Annotated in this window: 25 protein-coding genes and 1 tRNA gene; 5 read left to right on the forward strand and 21 right to left on the reverse strand. The window is 70.6% G+C overall.

Annotated features, from left to right (window positions below; all coding sequences use genetic code 11):
- Position 1 precedes the first annotated feature (1 nt).
- Together CLV54_RS07720 and CLV54_RS07725 are read right to left on the reverse strand one after the other, a co-directional pair.
- The gene (locus CLV54_RS07720) at positions 2-241 is read right to left on the reverse strand and encodes a helix-turn-helix domain-containing protein (RefSeq protein WP_100344329.1); all 240 of its coding nucleotides are present in this window, start codon (positions 239-241) and stop codon (positions 2-4) included.
- 182 nt (positions 242-423) lie between these two features.
- Positions 424-497 (reverse strand) — tRNA-Pro (locus CLV54_RS07725).
- Positions 498-590: 93 nt separating this feature from the next.
- Between CLV54_RS07725 and CLV54_RS07730 the strand changes: the two genes are divergently transcribed.
- Positions 591-1,181 carry a GNAT family N-acetyltransferase gene (locus CLV54_RS07730; RefSeq protein ID WP_100344330.1) on the forward strand — a complete coding sequence of 197 codons (591 nt, stop codon included), beginning with the start codon at positions 591-593 and terminating at the stop codon, positions 1,179-1,181.
- A gap of 174 nt (positions 1,182-1,355) precedes the next feature.
- Here CLV54_RS07730 and CLV54_RS07735 read toward each other — a convergent pair whose 3' ends face one another.
- Positions 1,356-1,802 carry an MSMEG_6728 family protein gene (locus CLV54_RS07735; RefSeq protein WP_245861473.1) on the reverse strand — a complete coding sequence of 149 codons (447 nt, stop codon included), beginning with the start codon at positions 1,800-1,802 and terminating at the stop codon, positions 1,356-1,358.
- 351 nt (positions 1,803-2,153) lie between these two features.
- Here CLV54_RS07735 and CLV54_RS07740 point away from each other — a divergent pair, with 351 nt between their 5' ends.
- The 4 genes from CLV54_RS07740 (at position 2,154) to CLV54_RS07755 (ending at position 6,230) form a co-directional block, all read left to right on the forward strand.
- Positions 2,154-3,548: a DUF2252 domain-containing protein gene (locus CLV54_RS07740; RefSeq protein WP_245861476.1), complete on the forward strand. Its 1,395-nt coding sequence runs from the start codon at positions 2,154-2,156 to the stop codon at positions 3,546-3,548.
- A gap of 155 nt (positions 3,549-3,703) precedes the next feature.
- Positions 3,704-4,801, forward strand: a complete 1,098-nt coding sequence (locus CLV54_RS07745; RefSeq protein ID WP_100344331.1) for a serine hydrolase domain-containing protein — start codon at positions 3,704-3,706, stop codon at positions 4,799-4,801.
- A 59-nt stretch (positions 4,802-4,860) separates the two neighbouring features.
- Positions 4,861-5,211 (forward strand): GntR family transcriptional regulator, encoded by a 351-nt coding sequence (locus CLV54_RS07750; protein WP_100344332.1) that lies wholly within the window; start codon positions 4,861-4,863, stop codon positions 5,209-5,211.
- Positions 5,208-6,230, forward strand: coding sequence for a DUF1648 domain-containing protein (locus tag CLV54_RS07755; RefSeq protein WP_100344333.1), 1,023 nt, complete (start codon positions 5,208-5,210; stop codon positions 6,228-6,230). Before CLV54_RS07750 ends, CLV54_RS07755 begins: the two co-directional genes overlap by 4 nt.
- Positions 6,231-6,251: 21 nt before the next feature.
- Here the strand turns inward: CLV54_RS07755 and CLV54_RS07760 are convergent, their stop codons facing one another.
- The 18 genes from CLV54_RS07760 to CLV54_RS17905 form a co-directional block, all read right to left on the reverse strand.
- Positions 6,252-6,737, reverse strand: coding sequence for a universal stress protein (locus CLV54_RS07760; RefSeq protein ID WP_100344334.1), 486 nt, complete (start codon positions 6,735-6,737; stop codon positions 6,252-6,254).
- 57 nt (positions 6,738-6,794) lie between these two features.
- Positions 6,795-8,324 (reverse strand): ribosome biogenesis GTPase Der, encoded by a 1,530-nt coding sequence (gene der, locus CLV54_RS07765; protein ID WP_100344335.1) that lies wholly within the window; start codon positions 8,322-8,324, stop codon positions 6,795-6,797.
- Positions 8,314-9,003 carry a (d)CMP kinase gene (gene cmk, locus CLV54_RS07770; protein WP_100344336.1) on the reverse strand — a complete coding sequence of 230 codons (690 nt, stop codon included), beginning with the start codon at positions 9,001-9,003 and terminating at the stop codon, positions 8,314-8,316. Before cmk ends, der begins: the two co-directional genes overlap by 11 nt.
- A complete protein-coding gene (locus tag CLV54_RS07775) occupies positions 9,003-10,091 on the reverse strand; it encodes a prephenate dehydrogenase (protein ID WP_100344337.1) in 1,089 nt (362 codons plus the stop codon). The genes cmk and CLV54_RS07775 overlap by 1 nt, the downstream gene beginning before the upstream one ends.
- On the reverse strand, positions 10,088-10,888 hold the full coding sequence (locus tag CLV54_RS07780) for a pseudouridine synthase (protein ID WP_100344434.1): 801 nt from the start codon (positions 10,886-10,888) through the stop codon (positions 10,088-10,090). The genes CLV54_RS07775 and CLV54_RS07780 overlap by 4 nt, the downstream gene beginning before the upstream one ends.
- 55 nt (positions 10,889-10,943) lie before the next feature.
- Positions 10,944-11,621: an SMC-Scp complex subunit ScpB gene (gene scpB, locus CLV54_RS07785; RefSeq protein WP_100344338.1), complete on the reverse strand. Its 678-nt coding sequence runs from the start codon at positions 11,619-11,621 to the stop codon at positions 10,944-10,946.
- Entirely contained in the window at positions 11,614-12,456 is an 843-nt protein-coding gene (locus CLV54_RS07790; RefSeq protein ID WP_100344339.1) for a segregation and condensation protein A, read from the reverse strand. The genes scpB and CLV54_RS07790 overlap by 8 nt, the downstream gene beginning before the upstream one ends.
- Entirely contained in the window at positions 12,440-13,327 is an 888-nt protein-coding gene (locus CLV54_RS07795) for a ParA family protein (RefSeq protein WP_100344340.1), read from the reverse strand. The genes CLV54_RS07790 and CLV54_RS07795 overlap by 17 nt, the downstream gene beginning before the upstream one ends.
- Positions 13,328-13,418: 91 nt before the next feature.
- A complete protein-coding gene (locus CLV54_RS07800) occupies positions 13,419-14,201 on the reverse strand; it encodes an alpha/beta fold hydrolase (protein ID WP_100344341.1) in 783 nt (260 codons plus the stop codon).
- A gap of 190 nt (positions 14,202-14,391) precedes the next feature.
- Complete coding sequence (xerD, locus tag CLV54_RS07805; protein WP_100344435.1) at positions 14,392-15,294, reverse strand: site-specific tyrosine recombinase XerD; 903 nt, start codon at positions 15,292-15,294, stop codon at positions 14,392-14,394.
- Positions 15,295-15,311: 17 nt separating this feature from the next.
- Positions 15,312-15,956, reverse strand: a complete 645-nt coding sequence (locus CLV54_RS07810; protein ID WP_100344436.1) for an NUDIX domain-containing protein — start codon at positions 15,954-15,956, stop codon at positions 15,312-15,314.
- Positions 15,957-15,971: 15 nt separating this feature from the next.
- The gene (locus tag CLV54_RS07815) at positions 15,972-17,657 is read right to left on the reverse strand and encodes a CTP synthase (RefSeq protein ID WP_245861512.1); all 1,686 of its coding nucleotides are present in this window, start codon (positions 17,655-17,657) and stop codon (positions 15,972-15,974) included.
- A gap of 9 nt (positions 17,658-17,666) precedes the next feature.
- Positions 17,667-19,367 (reverse strand): DNA repair protein RecN, encoded by a 1,701-nt coding sequence (recN, locus tag CLV54_RS07820; RefSeq protein WP_100344343.1) that lies wholly within the window; start codon positions 19,365-19,367, stop codon positions 17,667-17,669.
- Positions 19,360-20,304, reverse strand: a complete 945-nt coding sequence (locus tag CLV54_RS07825; RefSeq protein WP_245861514.1) for an NAD kinase — start codon at positions 20,302-20,304, stop codon at positions 19,360-19,362. The genes recN and CLV54_RS07825 overlap by 8 nt, the downstream gene beginning before the upstream one ends.
- Positions 20,305-20,369: 65 nt before the next feature.
- Entirely contained in the window at positions 20,370-21,170 is an 801-nt protein-coding gene (locus CLV54_RS07830) for a TlyA family RNA methyltransferase (protein ID WP_100344345.1), read from the reverse strand.
- Positions 21,167-21,331: a hypothetical protein gene (locus CLV54_RS17670; protein ID WP_170061965.1), complete on the reverse strand. Its 165-nt coding sequence runs from the start codon at positions 21,329-21,331 to the stop codon at positions 21,167-21,169. The genes CLV54_RS07830 and CLV54_RS17670 overlap by 4 nt, the downstream gene beginning before the upstream one ends.
- A 70-nt stretch (positions 21,332-21,401) precedes the next feature.
- A complete protein-coding gene (locus CLV54_RS07835; protein WP_100344346.1) occupies positions 21,402-22,412 on the reverse strand; it encodes an HAD-IIA family hydrolase in 1,011 nt (336 codons plus the stop codon).
- Positions 22,387-24,423, reverse strand: a complete 2,037-nt coding sequence (locus tag CLV54_RS17905) for a primosomal protein (RefSeq protein ID WP_245861477.1) — start codon at positions 24,421-24,423, stop codon at positions 22,387-22,389. Before CLV54_RS17905 ends, CLV54_RS07835 begins: the two co-directional genes overlap by 26 nt.
- Positions 24,424-24,564: the final 141 nt, after the last annotated feature.

The raw sequence follows: 24,564 nt of genomic DNA on the forward strand, positions 1-24,564 counted from the left end.
GTCACCTCCCCTCTGGAGAAGCAGGCGGTTCGGGGTCGCGTTGCTGCTCGATCCAGATCCGCACGTCCGAGAGCGCGAACTTCAGATGCTTCCCGAAGCGATACGCCCGCGGACCAAGGCCACGGGTGCGCCAGTCGTAGACCGTCGATACGGGCACGCCCAGATAGGCGGCGAGCTCGCCGACGTCGAGCAGCGGCTCCAGACCCCAGGGGTTGCCGGCCGGGCTGTGTTCGGTGTCCATACCGAACAGGTGCGTCCTGCTCCCACCCACGAACTTGGAGCAACCGGCACGGTCGCTCCCCTACCGGAGCGCGGCGGCCCCAGCGGGCCGTGAGGGCGTCAAAGTGATGGGTTTTCGATGACCGGATCACATCCACCTACAGAAAAAGTCCCGGAAACCCTTGAGTTTCCGGGACCTCTCGGTCGGGCTGACAGGATTTGAACCTGCGACCCCTTGACCCCCAGTCAAGTGCGCTACCAAGCTGCGCCACAGCCCGTTGTCGTTTCGGACAACTTGACTATCTTAGCGCGACTCGCAGGGCCCCGCGCACACCCTCCCCGGCGTCGGCGGCCCGATTTAGAGTGGTCGCATGCAGGGGGCGGGCGAGGTCAGAGCACTGGCGGTCGACGAGGTGCCGTGGAGCGACGTCGAGCAGGTGTTCGGCACGCGCGGGGATGCCTCGCGATGCTGGTGCCAGTGGTTCAAGATGCCGGCGAGCGGGTGGGATGCCGCGACATCCGACACCTGCAGGAACGACTTTCGGCGGCAGGTCGACACCCTCCGCCCCTCCCCGGGTGTGATCGCCTACCTCGGCGACGAGCCCGTGGGCTGGTGCGCTGTCGAGCCCCGCACCGGCTACCCGCGCCTGCTGCAGTCGACGGTCGTGAAGAGCAGCCCCGAGCGCGAAGACGACAGCACGGTGTGGGCCGTGACGTGCTTCGTGGTGCGGGTGGGGTTCCGCAAGCGGGGCATCGGCGGCGAACTGCTCGCGCGAGCCGTCGAGCACGCGCGCGACAACGGCGCCCGGCTGGTCGAGGGCTATCCGGTCGACACGGCGGCACGCACCGCGGCGAGCTCCGCCGAGCTCTACCACGGCACGCTGTCGCTCTTCGAGAAGGCCGGCTTCACGATCACCTCCCGTCCGACGAAGACGCGCGCGGTCGTGACGCTCGCGCTCTAGGCTCCCGCGGTTCGGGGTCCAGCGGGTTCGGGGGGGCTCACCGGGTTCGGGGGCTCAGCGGATTCGACGGCTCAGCAGGTTCGGCGGCTCAGCGGGTTCGGGGGCTCAGCGGGTTCGGCGGTTCAGCAGGTTCGGCGGCTCAGCAGGCTCGGGCGAGCCCGCACGGCGCCGAGGCTACTCCCCCGCGACCCGCTCCGGCGGCCAGATGTACGGAAGGTCGTCCGGAACCCCCGGGAACAGCGGCCCGTAGTGCTCCGGATCCTTGCGCAGCAGGTTCGACTGGTGCGCGCGGTGGAACGCCGGGTCGCCCACCCACCCGGGCAGCTCCAGCTCGTCCTGCGACAGCGCCTCGACCTCGGGCGCGAACGGCACGAGCTGCTCGCGCACCGTGTCGGCGTGGCCGGCGGCGATCCAGGCATCCGTCATCACGAGGCCGTACTTGGTGAGGGCGGGCACGTAGCCGCGCCACATCTTCGCCGCCGGATGATGACGCCACCCGTACGTCGGGATCGTGATCGCCCGCAGCAGCTGCAACGTCTCCACCCGCTGCTTGCCGAGCCGCGAACGGTCGAGCGCACGCGCGCTCTCGGCGAACGAGGGGTACGGGAGGAAGGTCTGCACCGCGCTACCGTAACACGCCCCGATCAGCACAAACCGGCGAGAATGACGGATGGCGCGGAGAGGTGCTCCCCGCGCCATCCGTGTCTAGCGGCCCGTGCGAGCTGGCCGGAGGTCACGGCCAGGTGAGCGCGGCATCGGTGACGCGCCTCCCCACGTCGGGCAAGACGACCCGAGAAAGGCGTGTTCGAGCGGCGCGATGCTGCGGAGGGGTTCGGCGAGTCAAGCCGCGAGAGTTGAATCAGGGGCGACTCATCGGTTCACGAGAGATGTCTCACGACTTAACGAGGCTCAACTTGTCGTGGCGGTACTCTTGCGACACCCCTGTCACGCCGACCGAGCGGAGAACGACCCGTGCCCACCCACCTCAGCAGGCTGCAGAGCGAGCACACGCGCTACGCGAAGCAGCAGGATGCGATCGCGGTCGGCCGCGACATCCGCCATCGGCTGCCCCGCTCGGAGCACGGGCTCTTCGCCGCCCGCGACCGTGACCCGCTCGCCATCCTCGCCCAGCAGAACGCCAGCAGGGTGCAGCATCTCGTGCCGCTGCGGATGGGGCGGATGCTCGCGAGCCCGTTCGCCTTCTACCGCGGCACCGCCGGCATCATGGCGGCCGATCTCGCCTCCGAGCCGAACACGGGCATCCGGGTGGTGAGCTGCGGCGACGCGCACCTGAGCAACTTCGGGCTCTTCGCCTCGCCCCAGCGCTCCATGGTCTTCGACCTCAACGACTTCGACGAGGCCGCCTCCGGCCCCTGGGAGTGGGATCTCAAGCGTCTCGTCGCGAGCGTCGTCATCGGCGGGCGCGAGGCCGGCCACGGCGAGAAGCAGGTGCGCCGCGCCGCCCGCCACGCCGCCGAGTCGTATCGCACGGGCATGCTCGAGATGATGAAGCTCGACGTGCTCGAGCGCTACTACTTCCGTATGGACGTCGACGCCATCCACCCCGAGATCGACTCGAAGACGCAGAAAGTCATCGACCGCGCCACGGCTCAGGCCCGCAGGCGCACCTCGCGCTCCTACCTCGAGAAGGTCACGACGCGCGCGGCCGACGGCACCCGCATGCTCATCGAAGACCCGCCCGTGCTCACCCACCTGCCCGAGGCCACCGAGACCGACCTCGAGCGGCTCTTCGAGCGCTACCGGCGCACCGTGCCGAGCGACATCAACCAGCTGCTCTCGCAGTTCACCCTCACGGATGTCGCGATGCGCGTCGTGGGAGTCGGCAGTGTCGGCACCCGCTGCTACATCCTCATCCTCACGGGCCCGCAGCAGGAGCCCCTCGTGCTGCAGGTCAAGGAGGCGCAGACCTCGGTGCTCGAGAGCTACGGGAGGATCGAGCCGTCGCCCGAGGACGAGGCGAACCGGCCCCTCCACGCCCGCGAGGGGCATCGGGTGGTCTCCAACCAGCGCATCCTGCAAGCCGTCTCCGACTCCTTCCTCGGCTACCTGAGCGTCGACGGACGCGACTACTACGTGCGCCAGTTCCGCGACATGAAGGGGTCGATCGACGCGACGGAGCTGCGTTTCAGCGGTTTCCTCACCTACGCCGACGCCTGCGCGACCCTGCTCGCGCGCGCCCACGCCCAGAGCCACGACGCTCCTATGATCGCCGGATACCTGGGCTCCTCGAGCTCCTTCGACCGCGCGATCACCGAGTGGAGCATCGCCTACGCCGAGCAGTCGCTCGCCGACTACCACCGCCTGCGCGACGCGGTCGCCACCGGAGAGGTCGAGGCGCAGCTCTGAGAGGGCGCGCCCGGCGGGCGCGAAGGGGCGGCTGCGCAGATTCGGGCGACACGCCGCGCAAGCGGGCCGCTGCACGGCGCGGCGCGCAGAAGTTGCGCGATCGCGCACATCCGCTCCGACACCTCGAGCGCGACCCGCCCTGCTAGCGTCGCAGCGTGCGCAGAAAACGCTGGCCCTGGGTCGTCGCGGGTTCGGCGGCCCTCGTCGCGGCCGTCGTCGTGAGCACGACCCTCACAACGCCGCGAACGTCGATAGCACTCGACCCGCCCGATGACCTCGATGCCGTGATCGTCCGCATCGAAGCCGCGGTTCCCGTCGCGCTCGCATCGGCGACAGTGCCCGGCGCCTCGGTTGCGATCGTGCAGAACGGGCGGCCCGTGTGGAGCGCGGGCTTCGGCGTGGCCGGGGGCAGCGAGCCCGTGGCATCCGACACCCTTTTCCCGGTGGGCTCGATCTCGAAGCCGGTCGCCGCCGCGACGATCCTCGAGCTCGTGCACGCAGGCACCCTCGACCTCGACGCACCCGTGAGCGACCATCTCGGCGACTGGCGGCTGCCGGGCGGCACCGACGACGTCACCCTGCGCCGGCTGCTCAGCCACACCGCGGGCATCGACGTTCCCGGCTACCTCGGCACCCCGGCCGACGAGCCTCTGCCCTCGACGGTCGGCTCTCTCGACGGCGGCTCCTCGGCATCCACTGGCGACGCGGTGCGCATGACCTCGGATGCCGGCCACTACGCCTATTCGGGCGGAGGCTACACGATCGCGCAGCTCGTGGCGGAGACGGCGACCGGCCGCCCCTTCGCCGAGCTCGCGGAGGAGCTCGTGCTGCGACCCCGGGGCATGACCGCGAGCGGTTACGCCTGCACGACGACCAGACCGGCGGATGCCGCACCCGGCCATGACCGCGACGGCCGGGTCGCCCCGCAGTACCTCTACGCCGAGGCCGCGGCAGCCGGCCTCTGCTCGACGGCAGACGACCTGGCGCTCTTCCTCGCGTCACTCACCGAGGACACCCCGCAGACGCGGCTCATGGAGACCGCCGCCGAGGGCACCGACGGCGCCTACGGTCTGGGGCTCGAGCTCGGCCGCACCCCCGACGGCCGGGCGGCGGTCGCGCATCCGGGTGTGAATCGGGGCTACACGGCGTATCTCGCGGCCGTGCCGGGCGAGGGCTTCGGCGTCGCGATCCTCACGAACGGCGACGGCGGGCAGGCCGTCGTCGACGCCGTGCTCGACGCGATCGACCCCTGACGGGGTCGACGGCGACCCGCTAATTGTTCTAATGACAACTAGAACAATAGAATCGAGTCGTGCTCCTCACCATCCAGCCCGCATCACGCGAACCGCTCTTCGAGCAGCTCGTGCGCGGCATCCGCTCGCAGATCGCCGAGGGCACCCTCGTCACGGGTGAACGCCTGCCGCCCGCGCGGGTTCTCGCCTCGAGCCTCGACATCAACGTGCACACCGTGCTGCGCGCCTACCAGCTGCTGCGCGACGAGGGGCTCATCGAGCTGCGCCGAGGCCGCGGCGCCTCCGTCGCGGCGCCCGCCGAACGCGGGGAGCTCCCCCGCCTGATCGAACAGCTCACCGACGAGTCCCGCAGGCTCGGCGTCGCCCCCGCAACCGTCATGGCCATGATGAGACAGGAACTCGAACGATGACCTCTCCCCGCCCCGAGCCCCGCCACCGCGCGCGCTTCGCGATCGTCGTGTTCGGCGTGCCCGCGCTCCTCGGCCTCGTCGCGCTCGTGCTCGCTCTCGTGTGGCTGCCCGAGCTGCCCGACCCCGTCGCCGTGCACTGGGGAACGGACGGCGTGAACGGCTACGGCCCGGCCTGGGTCACGATCCTCCTCATCCCCGTGCTCGGCATTGGCCTGCCCGCGCTCCTCGGGCTCATCGCGCTCACCTCGGCGGGCACGCGCCTTCCGCCCGTCTCCGCGCGCTGGACGGGCGCGTTCGTCCCCGCCCTCTCCACCTTCCTCGTGGTGCTCGCGACCGGCACCCTTGCCGTGCAGCGCGGGCTGAGCGACGCGCACGACGCCGGCGGCATCGGCGGTGTCGCCCTCGTCGGCGGCGTCGCCGCCGTGGCAGTGGGGGTGATCGCCTGGTTCGCGCTTCCCGCCGACCCCCTGCCCGCCCCGGATGCCGCGACCGGCGCATCCGCCGGAGCCGCCGGTTCCGCGGGCTCCTCCTCCCCGGCCATCCGGCTCGGCCCGGGCGAACGCGCCGCCTGGACCGCCGTGACCTCGTCGCCGCCGCTCGTCGTCTGGCTGATCATCGCCGTCGCGCTCGTGCCGGTCGTCGTGTTCCTCATTGTGCCCGAGGCCTGGTCGGCCATGATCGTCACGGCCGTGATCCTCGTGATCGCGCTGTGCCTGCTCAGCTGGCGGGTCACCGTCGACGCACGGGGGCTGCACGTGCGCGCCCTGCTCGGCGTGCCCGTCTTCCATGTCGCCCTCGACGAGATCGCCGCCGTGCGCACCGTGCAGGTCGATCCCCTCGCCGAGTTCGGCGGCTGGGGCATCCGCCTCGGCACGGGTGGCCGCCTGGGCATCGTCACGCGCAGGGGCCCGGGCATCGAGGTCGAGCGCACGAACGGGCGTCGGCTCGTCGTCACGGCCCCGGATGCCGCGACCGGCGCCGCGCTGCTCACCGGCCTGCGCGACGCCGCGCGCGCCTGAGCCCGACGCGTTCCGGCCGAGCTACTGCTGCGCGCGGGGTCTCGCCACGAGCACCGGGCAGCTCGCGCGGTGCACGCACTCCGTGCTCACGGAGCCGAGCAGCGTGCCCGCGATGCCGCCGAGGCCACGCGAGCCCACCACGAGCAGCCGCGCGCGGGCGGAGACGTCGATGAGCGCCTTCGCGGCGTGCTCGAGCACGGCCAGATAGTCGACCGCGACCGTCGGGAACGTGCCCACGGCCTCGCGCACGTCGGCGACGAGCATGTCGCGCACGACCTGGTTGATCTCCTCGAACGACGACACGTAGCCGCGCTCGGCCATCAGGCCGCGCGGAGCGGTGTCGATCGTCCACGCCCGCACGATCGCAAGGGGCGCGCCGAGGTCGTTCGCGTACTCGAGCGCGAGGGCGAGGGCGCGATCGGCGCCCGGCGAACCGTCGTGGCCGACCACGATCGTGTTGTCGGGAACCGGCTCGAGGCCGTTGTCGGTGCTGTCTGCGGCATCCATGTGGCATCTCCTTCGATGTCACCTACGACACTACGACACGACGGGCCTGCGCGCCTCCTAGCGCTTGCGCTTCTCGCGCACCCGCATGTTGAGTGTGATGGGCGTTCCCTCGAAGCCGTACACCTCGCGCAGCCGACGGGTGATGTAACGCCGGTAGCCCGGGTCGAGGAAGCCCGTCGTGAACACGACGAAGGTCGGCGGCCGCGACGAGGCCTGCGTGCCGAACAGGATGCGCGGCTGCTTCCCTCCGCGCACGGGGTGCGGGTGGGCGGCCGTGAGCTCGGCGAGGAAGGCGTTGAACTTGCCCGTCGGGATGCGTGTGTCCCACGAGTCGAGCGCCGTCTCGAGCGCCGGGACGAGCTTCTCGAGGTGGCGGCCGGTGCGGGCCGAGATGTTCACCCGCGGAGCCCACGACACGTGCGCGAGGTCTTGCTCGATCTCGCGCTCCAGGTAGCGGCGGCGCTCGTCTTCGAGCAGGTCCCACTTGTTGAAGGCGAGCACGAGGGCACGGCCCGACTCGAGCACGAGGTCGATGATGCGCACGTCCTGCTCGCTGATCGGCGCCGAGACGTCGAGCAGCACGACGGCGACCTCGGCCTTCTCGAGAGCGGCCGAGGTGCGCAGCGAGGCGTAGAAGTCGGCGCCCTGCGCGAGGTGCACCCTGCGGCGGATGCCGGCCGTGTCGACGAAGCGCCACACCTTGCCGCCGAGCTCCACCTGCTCGTCGACCGGGTCGCGAGTGGTGCCCGCGAGCTCGTTGACGACGACGCGCTCCTCGCCCGCCGCCTTGTTCAGCAGGCTCGACTTGCCCACGTTCGGCCGGCCGAGGATGGCGACACGACGCGGCCCGCCCACCTCGTTCTTGGCGACGGCCGACTCGAGCGGGAGCTTGCCGACCACGAGGTCGAGCAGGTCGGCGACGCCGCGGCCGTGCAGGGCGGAGACCGGGTACGGCTCCCCCAGGCCGAGCGACCAGAGAGCGGATGCCCCGGGCTCCTGCCGCACGTCGTCGACCTTGTTCGCCGCGAGGTACACGGGCTTGCCCGCCTTGCGCAGCAGGCGAACGACGTGCTCGTCGGTGGAGGTGGCGCCCACGTTCGCATCGACGACGAAGAGCACGGCGTCGGCGAGGTCGATCGCGACCTCGGCCTGCGCGGCCACGGAGGCGTTGATGCCCTTGGCGTCGGGCTCCCAGCCGCCGGTGTCGACGAGGGTGAAGAAGCGGTTGTTCCACTCGGCACGGTACGAGACGCGGTCGCGCGTGACACCGGGGGTGTCTTCGACGACGGCCTCGCGGCGTCCGAGGATGCGGTTGACGAGGGCGCTCTTGCCCACGTTGGGGCGGCCGACGATGGCGAGCACCGGCAGCGCGGGTAGGTAGATGATCGCGTCGGGGTCGTCGGTCGCGGCATCCAGCACCTCGAGGTCTTCCTCGTCGAGGTCGTAGTCCTCGAGGCCGGCGCGCAGGGCGGCGGCACGCTGGGTGACGAGGTCGTCGTCGAGCTCCCCGAGGCGGCTCGCGAGCTCGTCGTCGGTCTCGAGCTGCTCGTCGTCGAAGTCGGGCGTGTTCGGCTGATCAGTTGCCATGCGAGATCCTCGCTGTGTGGGAGTGGATGACCTCGATCACCGCGTTGACGGTCTGGTCGAAGTCCAGGTCTGTGGAGTCGACGGTGGTGACACCGTCTGCGGCGTTCATGAAGTCGACGACCCGGGAGTCCGCCCGATCGCGCGACCGCAACTGCTCAGCGACGGTCGACGCCGTCTGTGTCGTGATCTCAGCGGAACGCCTGCCCATTCTAACGTGTTCCTCGGCCGTCAGCAGCAGTCGCACGGGGGCATCGGGGGCCACGACCGTCGTGATGTCGCGCCCCTCGACCACGATGCCGGGTGCGTCGGCCGAGCGGATGATGCGCCGGAACAGCTCCACGAGGTGCGAACGCACCTCCGGCACCCGCGACACGTACCGCACGGTCGCGGTCACCTCGGGGTCGCGGATGGCCTGCGTCACCTCGTGCTCGCCGACGAAGACCGCGTAGCCGTCGGGGTCGGTTCCGATGCGGTAGTCGAAGTCGGCGAGCAAGCGGATGACGGCGGGCTCGTCCTGCACGTCGATCCCCCGCTGCACCACATACCAGGCGAACGCGCGATACGCCGCGCCCGAATCGAGGTACGCGTAGCCGAGTTTCTTCGCCACGGCCTTGCTCACACTGGACTTGCCGCTGCCCGCCGGTCCGTCGACGGCGACGACGATGAGGGTGTCTGCCACTAGCCTGCGATCCTCCAACCGCGTTCCGCGAGCTCGTCGCTCAGACGCTGCACGACTTCGGGCAGCACCGAGATCTCGGCGAGGCCGATCTGTGCGCCCGGCGAGTGCTCGAGGCGCAGGTCTTCGAGGTTGACCCCCGCTTCGCCGATCTCGGCGAAGAGCCGCGCGAGCTCGCCCGGCCTGTCGTCGACGAGCACCACGAGCTGGGCGAAACGGCGATCCTGCCCGTGCTTGCCGGGGATGCGCGCGACACCGGCGTTGCCGGCAGCGAGCTCCTCGGCGAGACTGCGCCGGGCTCCGGGAGCAGTCGGGTCGTCGAGCACGCCGATGACCGTGTCGAGGTCGTCGCGGTAGGCGCGCAGGATCTGCACGACGGAGGGCGCGTTGGAGCCGAGGATCTGCACCCACAGCTCGGGGTCGCTCGCCGCGACCCGCGTGACGTCGCGCACGCCCTGGCCGGCGAGGGCGATCGCCTGCTCCGAGGAGCCGACGAGCCGTTTGGCCATGAGCGTGGAGACGAGCTGCGGAACGTGCGAGACGAGGGCGACGCTCGCGTCGTGGCCGACCGTCGTCATCTCGACGGGCGCGGCGCCGAGGTCGAGCACGAGGCTCTCGACGAGACCCGTGTGGCGGCGGCTGAGATCGGGGCGGGTGCAGACCACCCAGGGCCGCCCGATGAAGAGGTCGGCGCGCGCCGAGATGGCTCCCCCGCGCTCCCGGCCGGCGAGCGGATGGCCGCCGACGTAGCGGGAGGTGTCGGCCCCGGAGGCCTCGAGCTCGGTGAGGGGCGCGACCTTGACGCTCGCGACATCCGTGACCGTGGCGTTCGGGAAGGCGGCGAGCTCGGCCGCGACGACGGAGGCCGTGAGGTCGGGTGGCACGCACACGACCACGAGGGCGGGCGCGTCGTCCGGCCGGGGGGCGCGACCGGCGCCGTAGTCGATCGCGAGGTTCAGGTTGGCGGGCGAGGCGTCGCTCAGGATGACGTCGACCCCGTGAGCGCGCAGGCCGAGCCCGATGCTCGCGCCGAGGAGGCCGGCCCCGACGACCCGCACCGGGCCGGTCAGGCGAGCCGTGCTGTCGTTCACTCGTCCTCCTCTGCGGAGCCGCCGGCACCGCCGGCCGGGGTGGTCGTTGCGGCCGCGGCGGTCGTGGCACGATCGGCGGCGGCGGTCTGCTCCGCCCCCGTACGCGACAGCGTCAGCAGCTCGCCGAGCTCGGCCTTGCTGAGCTCGCGAGTGGCGCCCGACTGCAGCGTGCCGAGGTGCAGGGGCCCGAACTGCCGGCGCACGAGCTCGACGACGGGATGCCCCACCGCGGCCAGCATGCGCCGCACGATCCTGTTGCGCCCCGAGTGCAGCGTGATCTCCACGAGCGACTCGGTGGCCGAGGAGCCCGGCAGCACCCGCGCCTTGTCGGCGTGGATGGGGCCGTCGTCGAGGTCGAAGCCGGCGAGCAGCTTCGCGACCGTCTGCGCCGACATCCGGCCCTCGACCTTCGCGATGTAGGTCTTCATAACGCCGAACGAGGGGTGCGCGAGCACGTGTGCGAGCTCGCCGTCGTTCGTGAGGATGAGCAGGCCCGAGGTCTCGGCGTCGAGACGGCCCACGTTGAACAGGCGCTCCTCGAACTCGCGGGTGAACCGGCGCAGGTCGGGGCGGCCCCGCTCGTCGCTCAGACTGCTCACGACGCCCACGGGCTTGTTGAGCATGACGTAGCGACGGCTCGTGTCGAGCTGCACGGCCTGGCCGTCGACGGCCACGAGGTCGTTGTCGGGGTCGATGCGGCGGCCGGGCTCCTTCACGATCGTGCCGTTCACCTGCACGCGGCCGGCCGCGATGAGCTGCTCGGAGACCCGTCGGGAGGCGACACCGGCCGCGGCCATGACCTTCTGCAGGCGCACGCCGTCGGGTTCGGGAGCGGGCTCCCAGAGGGGCTTGTTATCGGTAGTCACCGTCGAAACCTTCCGTGCCGTCGGGGAGAAGCGGCGAGATCGGCGGCAGCTCCTCGAGCGAGTTGATGCCCAGATTCACGAGCAAGGTGTCCGTCGTCGCGTAGTGGATGGCACCCGTCTCCGGATCGCTGAACGCCTCCGTGATGAGGCCGCGGCCGAGCAGGGTGCGCACGACCGAGTCGACGTTCACGGCCCGGATCGAGGCGATCGAGCCGCGTGTGATCGGCTGCTTGTAGGCGATCACCGCGAGCGTCTCGAGTGCCGCCTGCGAGAGCCGCGTGGGGTTCTGGGTGAGAACGAAGTCGGCCACGACCGCGTCGTACTCGGGGCGCACGTAGATGCGCCAGCCGCCCGCCACCTCGCGCAGCTCGAAACCGCGCCGGGGGCCGCCGCCGATGCCGTCGTAGTCCTCGACGAGGCGTTCGACGGCCTGGCGCACGGCCGCGACCGGGCGCCCTACGGCCGTCGCGAGGCTCACGAGGCTCTGCGGCTCGTCGGAGACCATGAGGATGGCCTCGAGGGCGCGCTCGACGTCGATCGCCGCGGCCGCGGGCAGCGCGGCATCCTGCCCGGGCTCGCCGGCCTGCGTCTGTGAGCCGGCCTGCGTCTGTGAGTCGGTCGGGGTCTGCGGCTCGGTCTCGCCGAGCTCCGAAGGATCAGGCATCGTAATCGGCTCCCAGATTGGCGAGGTTCTCGTCGGACCAGTTGTCGGCCGCCCAGCGGATCGTGAGCTCGCCGAGCGGCTCGAGCTGCTCGAACGACACGGCGGCGTGCCGGTAGAGCTCCAGCACGGCGATGAACCGGGCCACGACGACGCCCTTCTGCTCGACGCCCGCGACGAGCTGGCGGAAGCTGTAGCTCTCGCCGCTGCGCAGCATGGCGACGATCTGCGCGGCCTGCTCGCGGATGCTCACGAGCGGGGCGTGCAGGTGGTCGAGGCCGACCGTCGGGATCTCGCGCGGGGTGAAGGCGAGGGTCGCGATGGCCGCGAAGTCGTCGGCCGAGAGCGTCCACTTGAGCTCGGGGGTCTGCTGGCGGAAGCGCTCCTCGAGCCGCACCGAGCGCACGTGACGGGAGCCCTCCGCGTCGAGGCTCCTCAGGAACCATGCCGAGATCTCCTTGAACGCCCGGTACTGCAGCAGTCGCGCGAAGAGCAGGTCGCGTGCCTCCAGCAGAGCGACGTCCTCGGCGTCGACGAGCTCGCCCTGGGGAAGCAGGCCGACGACCTTCAGGTCGAGCAGCGTCGCCGCGACGACGAGGAACTCGCTCGCCCGGTCGAGCTCCTCGGCCGAGTCGACCCCGCGCAGGAAGGCGATGAACTCGTCGGTCACCCGGCTCAGCGACACCTCGGTGATGTCGAGCTCGTGCTTCGAGATGAGGGTCAGCAGCAGATCGAAAGGGCCCTCGAAGTTGCTGAGCGCAACGGAGAAACCGGGAACGGCGGCGTCGGAGCGTCGCTCGCTCTCAGCCGTCGTGCCCGCACTAGGCGATGGCGCCACGCGCGATCAGTTCCCTGGCGAGCTGACGGTACTGCTTCGACGACTGGTGCTCCGGCGCGAACTGCGTGATGGGCGTGCCCGACACGCTCGCATCGGGAAACTTGACCGTGCGGCCGATGACCGTCTCGAGCACGCTGTCGCCGAACGCGTCGACGACGCGCTCCAGCACCTCGCGGCTGTGCAGGGTGCGCGAGTCGTACATGGTCGCGAGGATGCCGTCGAGCGCGATCGCCGGGTTCAGCCTGTCGCGCACCTTGTCGATCGTCTCCACGAGCAGCGCGACACCGCGCAAGGCGAAGAACTCGCACTCGAGCGGGATGAGCACACCGTGGCTCGCGGTCAGGGCGTTGACCGTCAGGAGCCCGAGCGAGGGCTGGCAGTCGATGAGGATCACGTCGTAGTCGTCGCTCACCTTGCGCAGCACGCCGGCGAGGATCTGCTCACGGGCGACCTCGTTGACGAGGTGCACCTCCGCGGCCGACAGGTCGATGTTGGCGGGGATGACGTCGAGGCCCTCGACACCCGTGTGCTGGATGGCCTCCTGGGGATCCTTGCGACCGCTCAGCAGCAGGTCGTAGATCGTCGTGACGTCGTGCGTCTGCACTCCGAGACCCGCCGACAGCGCGCCCTGCGGGTCGAAGTCGATGGCGAGCACCCGGCGCCCGTACTCGGCGAGGGTCGCCCCCAGGTTGATGGTCGACGTCGTCTTGCCGACCCCGCCCTTCTGGTTGCAGAGCGAGATGATGCGCGCCGGCCCGTGGCCCTTGAGCTTCCGCGGCTCGGGGAAGTCGCGAAGCGGCCGACCGGTCGCCCCAAGCTCGAGTTTGTCGTAACCCTCGAGTTCGGCTCGATCGTTCTGTGTTCGCGTCACCTACGCTGTCCTCGTTCCCAACTCCACGCCGTCAGTCTTGCCTCCACATCCTATCCCCGGCCTCCGGCTGCGGGCTCGAGGCGCACGGGCGTCACCGGCCGAGAGGGCCCAAAAACTCGGCGATCGCCGTGAGGGTCTGCTCCGGCCGGTCCCGATGCGGGCCGTGCCCGGCGCCATCGATCGCCACCACGCTCACCCGCGGGTTCGCGGCGACGAACGCTGCCGCGATCCGCTCCTCGAGCATGCTGAAGACGAGCGGATCGCTGCGCAGCACGAGCGCGGGAACCTTCAGCCGGGCGGCGTCCTCACGGAAGTCCCAGACCGCCGTGTGCGCGATGGTGCCCTCGACGGCCTCGCTGCGCGCCGTCTGCGAGCCGTGGGCCTTGGCGAGCACGTCGCGTTCGTTCCAGCCCGGCTGTTCCGCGGCGAGGGTCGCGGCATCCCTGTTCAACTCGCTCAGCTGATCGGCGATGACCTCGGCCCGCGCGGACTCCTCGATGAGCAGCACCGGCTCGATGAGCACCAGGCGGTCGGCCCATCCCGGTTCGGTGGCCGCCGCGACGATGGATGCCGCCCCGCCGAGCGAATGGCCGACCACGAGATCCCACGATCCCCCGTCACCGCCGGGGTGCACTGCCGCGAGGTCGGCCGCGTGCTCGACCATGCCGTAGCTCTGCGCATCCGGCGCGGCGCCGTGCCCCCTCAGATCGACGGACACGACCCGCCAGCCCCGGGCCTCGAGCCAGACGGCGATCCGCCACAGCGCGCGCGAACTCGCGCCGAGACCGTGCACGAGCAGAGCGTGGGGGCCGTCGACCGGGCCCGACTCATGACGCGGCAGGGCGACGTGACGCGATTCGTGAGGTTGGTTCATCCACCAACCCTACGAACTCGGGCTGTGAGGCGCGAGTTCGCGACCCCCACGCGCGCTCGGCCTCACCGTCCTCCTCCCCCGCCCAGAACTCAAAACGACGGAGATTCCTCGCCGAATCACGGTTTGCGTGCCGAAAAGCCCCGGATTCTGCGAAATCTCCGTCGTTTTCAGAAAAAAAGGGGAAAGGAGGTCAGCGGGCCCGCGGATGCGCCGTCGTGTACATGTCGCGCAGGGTGTCGGCGGTCACGAGCGTGTAGATCTGGGTCGTCGCGACCGAGGAGTGACCGAGCAGCTCCTGCACCACACGCACGTCCGCACCGCCCGCGAGCAGGTGGGTCGCGAAGGAGTGGCGCAGCGTGTGCGGCGAGATCTCGACGTCGAGCTTCGCGCGCTCGGCCGCGGCCCGGATGATGAGCCAGGCGTTCTGCCTCGACAGCCGCGCGCCGCGCACCCCCAGGAACAGCGCCGGCGTCGACGGCCCGCGGGCCGAGAGCAGCGGCCGCGCCCGCACGAGGTAGGCGTCGATCGCCGCCCGGGCGTAGCTGCCGAGCGGAACGACGCGCTGCTTGCGGCCTTTGCCGAACAGGCGCACCACGTCGTCGTCGATCACGTCGTCGACGTTGAGGTCCACGGCCTCGCTCACCCGCGCGCCGGTCGCGTAGAGCAGCTCGAGCAGGGCCTTGTCGCGCAGCCTCGGCAGCTCGTCGCCGTCGGTCGCCGCGAGCAGCGCGTTCACCTGCTCGATGCTGATCGCCTTGGGCAGCCGGCTCGACAGTTTCGGGGGTTTGCTCTCGCTCGCGACATCCGTCTCGACGATGCCCTCCGTGAGCAGAAAACGGTGCAGCCCCCGCACCGACGACAGCGTGCGGGCGACGGATGACGCGGCGAGCGGCACCTCGCCGGCTCCGAGCGAGCGAACGAACTCCGCGATGTGCTGAGACGTGATCGCACCGGGCTCGGTCACCCCGTTCTCGTCCAGCCAGTCGACGTAACGGCCGAGATCGCGCTCATAAGCGCCGACCGTGTTCGCCGAGAGCCCGCGCTCGATCGTGACGAACCGCAGGTAGCCGTCGAGCGCCGCCTGCAGCCGCATCGCCGTGTGCCCCGTGCTCAGCGGCCGAGCTTCGGATGCCGCGGCCACGGCTCATCGGCCGCGCCGAGCGTCGCCCAGCCCTGCGCCTTCGAGGCGTGCGCCGCGAGCACGCCGATCACGAGCGAGGGGTTCTGCACCCGGCGCGCGAGCACCGCCTGCACGACCTCCTCGAGGGGAACCCAGGCCACCTCGATGTCGGCCTCCTCCTCCGCGCGTGCGAAGACCTCGGCTGCCGCGCTCACCCCGCGGGCGAGGTAGATGCGGATCGCCTCGTCGCTTCCGCCGGGCGAGGTGTAGAACTCGCCGAGCACGGCCCACTCGGATGCCACGAGGTCGGCCTCCTCGGCCAGCTCGCGTTGCGCCGCCACGAGAGGGTCCTCCCCCTGCACGTCGAGCAGCCCCGCCGGGATCTCCCAGTCGCGGGTGCGCACCGGATGCCGGTACTGCTTGATGAGCAGCACCCGCTCCTCGTCGTCGAGGGCGAGGACCGCGACGGCGCCCGTGTGGTCGACGTACTCGCGCACGATCGGGTCGCCGTTGTAGAGGAACTCGTCGCGGCGCAGATCCCAGACCTTGCCCTCGAAGACCCGCTCGCTGTGCACGAGCTGCGGCTCGAACGGGTCGTCGCTCAGCGTCGCGCCGCTCGCCTCGGGGTCGGTCATCTCGGGATCGCTCACTCAGGCATCCTGCACTTCGAAGAGCCGGCTGGCCTCCTGGCGCTCGAGCGCCGCGGAGATGAGGCCGCTGAAGAGGGGGTGCGCGCGATTGGGGCGCGAACGGAGCTCGGGGTGCGCCTGCGTGCCGACGTAGAACGGGTGCGCGTCGCGCGGCAGCTCGACGTACTCGACGAGCTGGCCGTCGGGCGAGGTTCCGGAGAACCGCATGCCCGCATCGGCGATCTGCCCGCGGTAGCCGTTGTTGACCTCATAGCGGTGGCGGTGGCGCTCGCTCACGGTGTCTGCGTCGTAGAGCTCCTCGACGATCGAACCGCTCGCGAGGCTCGCGGGGTACAGGCCGAGGCGCATGGTGCCGCCGAGGTCGCCGCCGGCGATGATCTCCACCTGCTCGGCCATCGTCGCGATCACGGGGAACTCGGTGTCGGGGTCGAACTCCGACGACGAGGCGCCGTCGAGGCCCACGACGTTCCGGGCGTACTCGATGACCATGCACTGCAGGCCGAGGCACAGCCCGAGGGCCGGGATGCCGTTCTCGCGAGCGAAGCGCAGCGCCCCCAGTTTGCCCTCGATGCCGCGCACTCCGAAGCCGCCCGGCACGCAGATGCCGTCGACGTCGCTCAGCTGCCGGGCGGCGCCTTCCGGGGTCTCGCACTCGTCGGACGGGATCCACTTGAGGTGCACCTTCGTCTGGTGCGCGAACCCGCCCGCGCGCAGCGCCTCGGTCACCGAGAGATAGGCGTCGGGCAGGTCGATGTACTTGCCGACGAGCCCGATCGTGACCTCGAAGCGCGGCTCGTGCACGGCCTTGAGCAGCTCCGTCCAGCCCGACCAGTCGACGTCGTCGGCGTCGAGGCCGAGGTGGTCGATGATGTAGCTGTCGAGGCCCTGGTCGTGCAGCATCGTGGGGATGTCGTAGATGCTCGGCACATCGACGGCGTTGACGACGGCGGCCTCGTCGACGTCGCACATGAGCGCGATCTTGCGCTTGTTGGAGTCGGAGACGGGTCGGTCGCTGCGCAGCACGAGCGCGTCGGGCTGGATGCCGATCGAGCGCAGCGCCGCGACGGAGTGCTGCGTCGGCTTGGTCTTCTGCTCGCCCGAGGCGTTCATGAACGGCACGAGCGAGACGTGCACGAAGAAGCAGTTCTTGCGGCCGAGCTCGTGGCGCACCTGGCGTGCGGCTTCGATGAAGGGCTGCGACTCGATGTCGCCGACCGTTCCGCCGACCTCGGTGATGATCACGTCGGGCCGTTCGTCGGCGTGCGCCTGCAGGCGCATCCGGTTCTTGATCTCGTCGGTGATGTGCGGGATGACCTGCACGGTGTCGCCGAGGTACTCGCCGCGGCGCTCCTTGGCGATGACGGTCGAGTAGATCTGCCCGGTCGTGACGTTGGCGGCCTGGCTGAGGTTGATGTCGAGGAACCGCTCGTAGTGACCGATGTCGAGGTCGGTCTCGGTGCCGTCGTCGGTCACGAAGACCTCGCCGTGCTGGAACGGGTTCATCGTTCCGGGATCGACGTTCAGATAGGGGTCGAGCTTCTGCATGACCACTTTGATTCCCCGCGCAGTCAGAAGATTGCCGAGGCTGGCGGCGGTGAGCCCCTTGCCCAACGAAGAAACGACACCACCTGTCACGAAAATGTGCTTGGTAGTGCCGTTATGAGAGCCCGCGTTCGAAATGTTCACCACGGGCTTTCATCCTACCATCGTGGATCGGGCAATCGTGATCAGCTCGCGCGCGTGGGCGAGTCCGCTCTCGCTGTCGGGCAGTCCGGAGAGCAGACGCGCCATCTCCTCGATGCGCTCCTCGCCCGCCAGCTGGCGCACGCTGCTCGCCGTCACGGCTCCGTCGCTGTCTTTCACGACCGCGAGATGGTTGGTCGCGAAAGCCGCCACCTGGGCCAGGTGGGTCACGACGATGACCTGCGCGGTCTGCGCGAGAGCCGCGAGCCGCCGCCCGATCTCGATGGCGGCCGCACCGCCGACGCCGGCGTCGACCTCGTCGAAGACGAAGGTGGGAACGGGGTCGGTGCCCGCGAGCACGACCTCGATCGCGAGCATGACCCGCGACAGCTCACCGCCGGATGCCCCGCGCCCGAGCGGTCTCGCATCGGCGCCCGCGTGCGGGCGCAGCAGGATCGCCACCTGGTCGCGACCGCTCGATCCATAGCCCTCGGTCTCCGTGACCTCGACGGCGAGCCGGGCGTCGGCCATGGCGAGCGCCGACAGCTCCTCGGAGACGGCAGTCGCCAGCCGCTCCCCCGCGCCGCGCCGCAGCTCGGTGAGCCGGCCGGCGAGCTCCGCGACGAGACGCTCGTCGGCCTCCGCGTCGCTGCGCAGCTGATCGATGCGCTCGGTGTCGCTGTCGAGCTCGAGCAGGCGGGTGCTGCCCGCCTCGAGGTGGTCGATCGCGTCCGACAGGGTCGGGCCGTATTTGCGGATGAGCGTGCCGAGCTCGGCACGGCGGTCTTGCACGATCTCGAGCTCACGCGACGCGTCTTCGTCGAGGGATGCGAGATAGCTCGCCAGCTGAGTCGCGGCGTCGCTCAGCAGATAGCTCGCATTGCCGAGCGCCTCGACGATGGGCGCGAGCTCGGCGTCGTGGTCGGCGGCGCGCTCGAGCTGGCGCCGGGCGGATTCGACGAGGCCGACCGCGTCGGGCAGGCCTTCGCCGCTCTCCGACGAGATGCTCTCGTGCGCCTGCGCGGCCGCGATCCGCAGCTCCTCGACGTTGGTGAGGCGTTCGGCGCGACTCGCGAGCTCGACGTCTTCGCCCTCCTGCGGTGCGATCGTCTCGATCTCGGCCATCGCGATCCGCAGCTCCTCGGCCTCGCGTGCCCGGCGGTCCTGATCGGCCACGAGCTCGTCGAGCTCGGCCTGGTTGGCCCGCCACCGGCGGTAGGCGTGCTGGTAGCTCTGCAGCGCTTCGACGAGAGCGCCGCCCGCGAAGCGGTCCACGGCCTCGCGCTGCGCCGCCGCCGAGCGCAGGCGCACCTGATCGGATTGCCCGTGCACGACGACGAGCTGCTCGCCGAGCTCGGTCAGCACGCTCACGGGCGCGCTGCGCCCTCCGACCGTCGCCCGCCCGCGGCCCTCGGCCGAGACGGAGCGGCTCGTCATGAGCTCGTCGCCGTCGAGGTCGCCCCCGGCGTCGCGCACGCGTTCGGCGACGGGGCCCTGCGGATCGACCGTCCAGCGCCCCTCGACCCAGGCCTGGGCGCTGCCCTGGCGGATCGCGCCGCTGTCCGCACGCTCGCCGAGCAGCAGGCCGAGCGCCGTGACGACCATGGTCTTGCCCGCGCCCGTCTCGCCGGTGAGCGCGGTGAAGCCCGGGCCGAGCGGCAAGGTGGCCTCGCCGATCACGCCGAGGTCACGGATGGAGATCTCCTCAATCACGCCCGACCGGCCCCCTCCAACCGGTGACGGGAAGGTCGAACTTCCTGACCAGGCGATCGGTGAACGGGCCCTCGTGCAGTCGCGCGAGCAGCACGGGTGTCGGCGAACGGCGCACGACCACGCGCGCGCCCGGCGGAAGCTCCTGCATACGGCGGCCGTCGCACCACAGCACGGCCGAGCTGTCGGTCCGGGCGAGGATCTCGACGGCCATCGACGAGTCGGGGCCGACGACGAGCGGGCGGGCGAAGAGGGCGTGAGCGCTCAGGGGCACGAGCAGCAGCGCGTCGACCCCCGGCCACACCACCGGCCCGCCGGCCGAGAAGGAGTACGCGGTCGAGCCGGTCGGCGTCGACATCACGACGCCGTCGCAGCCGAAGGAGGAGAGAGGGCGGCCGTCGATCTCGATGACGACCTCGAGCATCCGCTCACGGCTCGCCTTCTCGACGGTCGCCTCGTTGAGGGCCCAGGACTCGTAGACGACCTCGGCCTCGACCTTGACCCGAACCGAGAGCGTCATACGCTCCTCGACCTCGTAGTCACCGGCGAGGATGCGCTCGATCGCCTGCTCCAGGTCGTCTCGCTCGCTCTCGGCGAGGAAGCCGACGTGGCCCAGGTTGACCCCGAGCAGGGGGATGGTCGTTCCGCGCACGAGTTCGGCCGCGCGCAGGATCGTGCCGTCGCCGCCGAGCACGATGACGATCTCGATGTCGTTGGCGTGGATCTGCCCGTCGAGCACCGCGATGCCGTCGAGGGCGGGATCCTGGCCCACGATGTCGTCGCGGTCGGCCCCGGTCAGCACGGGGGTCGCGCCGGCGGCCACGAGCTGCCTGCACGCCTCGACCGCGGCGTCGAGGGAGTCCTGCCGGCCGGTGTGCGCGACCACGAGGATGTTCCGCGCACCCTGCCGCTTCGAGGCGCCGAGCGCTTCGGCGCGCACAGCGGCTTCCGCGCCGGCTTCCGCGTCGGTCGCGCCGTGAACACGAGTCACACTGTGAGTCATCGTCACGCTCCAACCATCGCGGTTATCTGATCCAACCATTCTGTCGGATTGCTGCCCTTCGCCGCGCTCAGCCAGACGAGATACTCGCGATTCCCCGAGCCTCCGACGATTGGGGAGGGGGCGAGGCCGGCTGTGCCGAGCCCCGCGTCCCACGCGTTCCACAAGACCCCGGCCACCGCGTCGGCACGCAGCGCGGCGTCGCGCACGATGCCCTCGCGGATGCCGGTGCGCCCCACCTCGAACTGCGGCTTGATGAGCAGCACGACATCCGATCCCTCCTCCGCCGTCTCGACGATGGGCGGCAGGATGTGCGAGAGCGAGATGAACGACAGGTCGCCGACCACGAGGTCCGGCCTCCGTGCGACACCGGATGCCGCGGCGAGCGACTCCGCGGTGAGATTCCGCGCGTTGAACCCCTCCACGAGCACGAGCCGCGTCTCGGACGCGAGCACCGACGACAACTGGCCGTGCCCGACATCCAGGGCTATCACGGTCGCGGCGCCGCGTTCGAGCAGCACCTGGCTGAACCCGCCGGTGGAGGCGCCGAGGTCGAGCGCCGTGCGGCCCTCGACGCGCACGTCGAACGCTTCGAGGGCACCGAGGAGCTTGTGGGCGGCCCTGCTCACGTAGTGGTCGTTCGACGCGACCGTGAGCTCCTGGTCGGCGCGCACCCGTGCGGAGGCCTTGACGACGGCGCGGCCGTCGACCGACACGAGCCCGTCGGCGATGAGCGAGGCCGCGTGCGTGCGCGACCGGGCGAGGCCGCGTTCGGCGAGTGCGGCGTCGAGCCGCGCTTCAGTCATGCCGAAGTCGATACGTCGCCGCCCTCGAGGCGAGCGCGCAACTCGTCGTGCACGTGCACATAGGCGTCGGCCCTCTGGTCGAGCGGCTGATCCTCGATCAACCGCAGACGGGAGACGAGCGCGTCATCCGTTCCGGTGTCGGCAGTGCTCTCAGGATTCACGCTCTCCACGTTACCTCCTGCGCGAGGCACTCCACCGGCACGCTCCCGGTGTTCCCGACGCAGCGGTCGCTCAGGAGTAGAGCGACGGCGGCACCTCGAGTCCGTAGATCGCGCGGCCCGAGTTCCAGATCGTCGCGCAGGCGGCACGCAGCAGGTCGAGCTCGTCGTCGCCCGGCGTCACGATCACGACGTCGTTGCCGCGCAGGCTCACCGTCGACTTCCCCACCGTCGCGGTCGATCCGTCGCGTGAGAAGACCGTCTCCGGGTACGGCTCGTGCAGCTGCCGCAGATCTTCGAGGATGTACCTCGGCCGCGAGTCCGCGTCGGCCGCGAGCAGCTGTTTGGCCTTGTCGATCCCGGTCAGCACGTGCACCGAGGTGATCCCCGCGCGATTCGCGCCCAGAATGTCGGTGTCGAGCCTGTCCCCGATGAAGATCGGGTTCGTCGCGCCGAACCGCGTCGTCGCCTCCTCGAAGATCGCGACCTCCGGTTTGCCCGCGACCACGGGCAGGCGGCCGACGGCGATGTGCACGGCCGAGACGAGAGTGCCGTTGCCGGGCGCGATGCCTCGCGCGACGGGGATGGTCCAGTCGTTGTTGGTCGCCACCCACGGAATCCCCGTGTGCAACGCGAACGACGCCTCGGCGAGCTGAGTCCAGCCCACCTCGGGCGCGAAACCCTGGATGACCGCTGCCGGGTCGTCGAGCGCCGAGTCCGTCGGCACGAAGCCGGCCTTGACCACCTCGCTCGTGAGCCCCTCTCCGCCCACGACGAGCACCGTCGCACCCGGCTCGACGAGTCCGGCGAGCAGCCGTACGGCCGCCTGCGGCGAGGTCACGACGTCGTGGGGCTCGGCGCGCAGGCCGAGGCTCGTGAGATGCTCGGCGACCGAGGCATCCGTTCGCGAGGCGTTGTTGGTGATGTAGCCGATGCGCATCGTCTCCGCGGCGGCGTTGAGGCTCTCGACCGCGAACGGGATCGCCCCCGCGCCCTTGTAGACCACGCCGTCGAGATCGGCGAGCACGGCGTCGACGCCGTCAAGTGGTGTCGTCACGCTACTCTTCCGTCGAAACAGGGGCATCGGCGTTCTCGGTCTCCTCGTGTGGGTCGTCTGCTGCGGTGTCGGGTCCTGGGCCGTCGACGTCTTCGGCGGGGTCTTCGTCCTCGGCGAGGTCTTCGTCGTCCTCGTCGAACTCGGGCTCGAGCTCGGATCCGGGCTCGAACTCGTCGGAGTCCGGCTCCTCGACCTCTCTCTCAGCGTCGACGTCATCGACATCCAAGAGCTCGTCGTCCTCCTCGGGCTCCCCGTCCAACTCTTCCATGACGACGTCGATCGTCTCGTCCTCATCGTCGTCGACGGCTTCTCCGAGCGCCTCCTCGGCGATCTCCGCGCGTTCACGCCACTGGGCGGCCTCGGTGTCCCGTCCCAGCTCGTCGAGCACCTCGGCGTAGGCGAAGAACAGATCGGGGCTGTACGAGAACGCGTGGTCGGGATCGAGCTGCGAGATCTGCAGCTCACCGAGCGCGAGCTCCGGCTGACCGAGGTCGAGACGTGCCCCCGACATCGCGATCGCCAAGGCCACCTGCACAGCGGATGCCAGCGAGCTCTTGTCCACCGAACGCCCGAGTTCGAGCGCGCGGTCGGGCCGCCCCACTCCCCGCTCGCTGTCGACCATCAGCGCGATCTGGTCGTTGAGCCCGGAGATCCTCCGGTAGGTGCGCAGCTCGCGCAACGCGAGAGCGAAATCCCCCGTCGCATAGGCCGTGATCGCGAGGGTCTCGCGCACGACGGCGATCCGGCCGGCACGTCTGGCCGCCGACAGCGCGTGACGGTGAGCGAGCTCGGGATACTCGTCGATGAGACGCGACGCCATCACGAGGTGGCGGGCCACCCCGTCGCTGTTGTCTTTGCTGAGCGTCTTGAGCTCGTTGCGGGCCACCCGGTCGAGGTCCTTCGCCTCGACGTCGTCCGGGATCTCCGGGTCGTCGTGACGTGGGCGCACCGAGCGAAGAGCGCGGGCCTGCAGCTGTTCCTCGGTGAGCGCGATCTCCTGGGCGCGAGCATCGCGATCGCCGCGAGCAGGGCGTCCCTCGCGGGTCCACAGCTTCTTCTCGCCGTCGTCGCGTCGCGGGGCGCGCCCGTCGGGACTGCCGCGGCGCTCGCCCTCCCTGCTGTACGGACGGCGTTCGCCGTCTTTGCTGTACGGAGGGCGCGCAGCATCCCTGTTGTACGGAGGCCTTGCACCGTCGGCGCTGTACGGCCGGCGTTCGCCGTCCTTGTTGTACGGGGGCCTCGCGGCATCCTTGCCGTAGGCGGGGCGCCCGCCGTCCTTGGAGTACGGAGGGCGTCCGCCGTCCTTGCTATAAGGAGGGCGTGCGCCGTCTTTCGAGTACGAGCGGCGTTCGCCGTCTTTGCTGTAGGGAGGCCTCGCGGCATCCTTGTGATAAGTGGGGCGCGAGCCGTCGTTCGACGAGGGCCGCCGTTCGCCGTCTTTGGCGTACGGAGGCCGGGCGCCGTCTTTGCTGTAAGCGGGGCGGCCGCCGTCCCTGTTGTAGGGCGGACGCTCGCCGTTCTTCGAGTAGGTACGACGCTCGCCGCTCGCCGCGGGCGGGCGACGCTCGCCGTCCTTGCCGTAGGGGCGACGCTCGGTTCCACCGTTGTAGGGGCGACGCTCTCCTCCACCGGGGGCCGGGCGCCGCTCGCCGTCTGCGGAGTACGGGCGTTTGCCACCGTCGCCGCGTGGAGCGGATGAACGACCGGCACCACCACCGCCGGTGGAGTACGGTCGGCGCTCCCCCGCCGGTCGGTCGGACCGATCTCGAGAATATGGGGCGCGACCACTGTCTCGAGGCGCGCTGCCCCGGGATGCCCCGTCGCGGCCACCGCGATCGGGCGCGCCGTTGCGCGGTGCATCGTCGCGGTTGGGGCGCTCAGCGCCATCTCGCGGACGGTAGCTCTCACGAGGGCGGTCGCCACCGGAGCGCTCAGATGGCTTGCGGTCAGAGGATGCCGGTCGTTCGCCCCGTCCGCTCGGTCGTCGACCGTTCCCCGCGGAGTCCGGCTCGTCGGCCGGCCTGGTTGAATCGCTCACGCTAGCGCTCCTCGTGACTGCTGTGGTGTTGTGGTTGGTGTTTATTATGGTGGGTTAACTGCGGATGGCCACCCCCTGTGGGGGTGGCCATCCGTGTAATGGTTGTCCGGCGGTGTCCTACTCTCCCACAAGGTCACCCTT

The sequence above is a fragment of the Compostimonas suwonensis genome (assembly GCF_002797855.1).
Classification (GTDB): domain Bacteria; phylum Actinomycetota; class Actinomycetes; order Actinomycetales; family Microbacteriaceae; genus Compostimonas; species Compostimonas suwonensis.

Bases quoted from the DNA above. Each gene is read 5' to 3' on its own strand.
- CLV54_RS07720 (WP_100344329.1), bottom strand. From the start codon at position 241: ATGGACACCGAACACAGCCCGGCCGGCAACCCCTGGGGTCTGGAGCCG.
- CLV54_RS07730 (WP_100344330.1), top strand. From the start codon at position 591: ATGCAGGGGGCGGGCGAGGTCAGAGCACTGGCGGTCGACGAGGTGCCG.
- CLV54_RS07755 (WP_100344333.1), top strand. From the start codon at position 5,208: ATGACCTCTCCCCGCCCCGAGCCCCGCCACCGCGCGCGCTTCGCGATC.
- CLV54_RS07760 (WP_100344334.1), bottom strand. From the start codon at position 6,737: ATGGATGCCGCAGACAGCACCGACAACGGCCTCGAGCCGGTTCCCGAC.
- der (WP_100344335.1), bottom strand. From the start codon at position 8,324: ATGGCAACTGATCAGCCGAACACGCCCGACTTCGACGACGAGCAGCTC.
- CLV54_RS07780 (WP_100344434.1), bottom strand. From the start codon at position 10,888: ATGGCCGCGGCCGGTGTCGCCTCCCGACGGGTCTCCGAGCAGCTCATC.
- scpB (WP_100344338.1), bottom strand. From the start codon at position 11,621: ATGCCTGATCCTTCGGAGCTCGGCGAGACCGAGCCGCAGACCCCGACC.
- CLV54_RS07800 (WP_100344341.1), bottom strand. From the start codon at position 14,201: ATGAACCAACCTCACGAATCGCGTCACGTCGCCCTGCCGCGTCATGAG.
- xerD (WP_100344435.1), bottom strand. From the start codon at position 15,294: ATGCGGCTGCAGGCGGCGCTCGACGGCTACCTGCGGTTCGTCACGATC.
- CLV54_RS07810 (WP_100344436.1), bottom strand. From the start codon at position 15,956: ATGACCGACCCCGAGGCGAGCGGCGCGACGCTGAGCGACGACCCGTTC.
- CLV54_RS07830 (WP_100344345.1), bottom strand. From the start codon at position 21,170: ATGACTGAAGCGCGGCTCGACGCCGCACTCGCCGAACGCGGCCTCGCC.
- CLV54_RS07835 (WP_100344346.1), bottom strand. From the start codon at position 22,412: ATGCCCCTGTTTCGACGGAAGAGTAGCGTGACGACACCACTTGACGGC.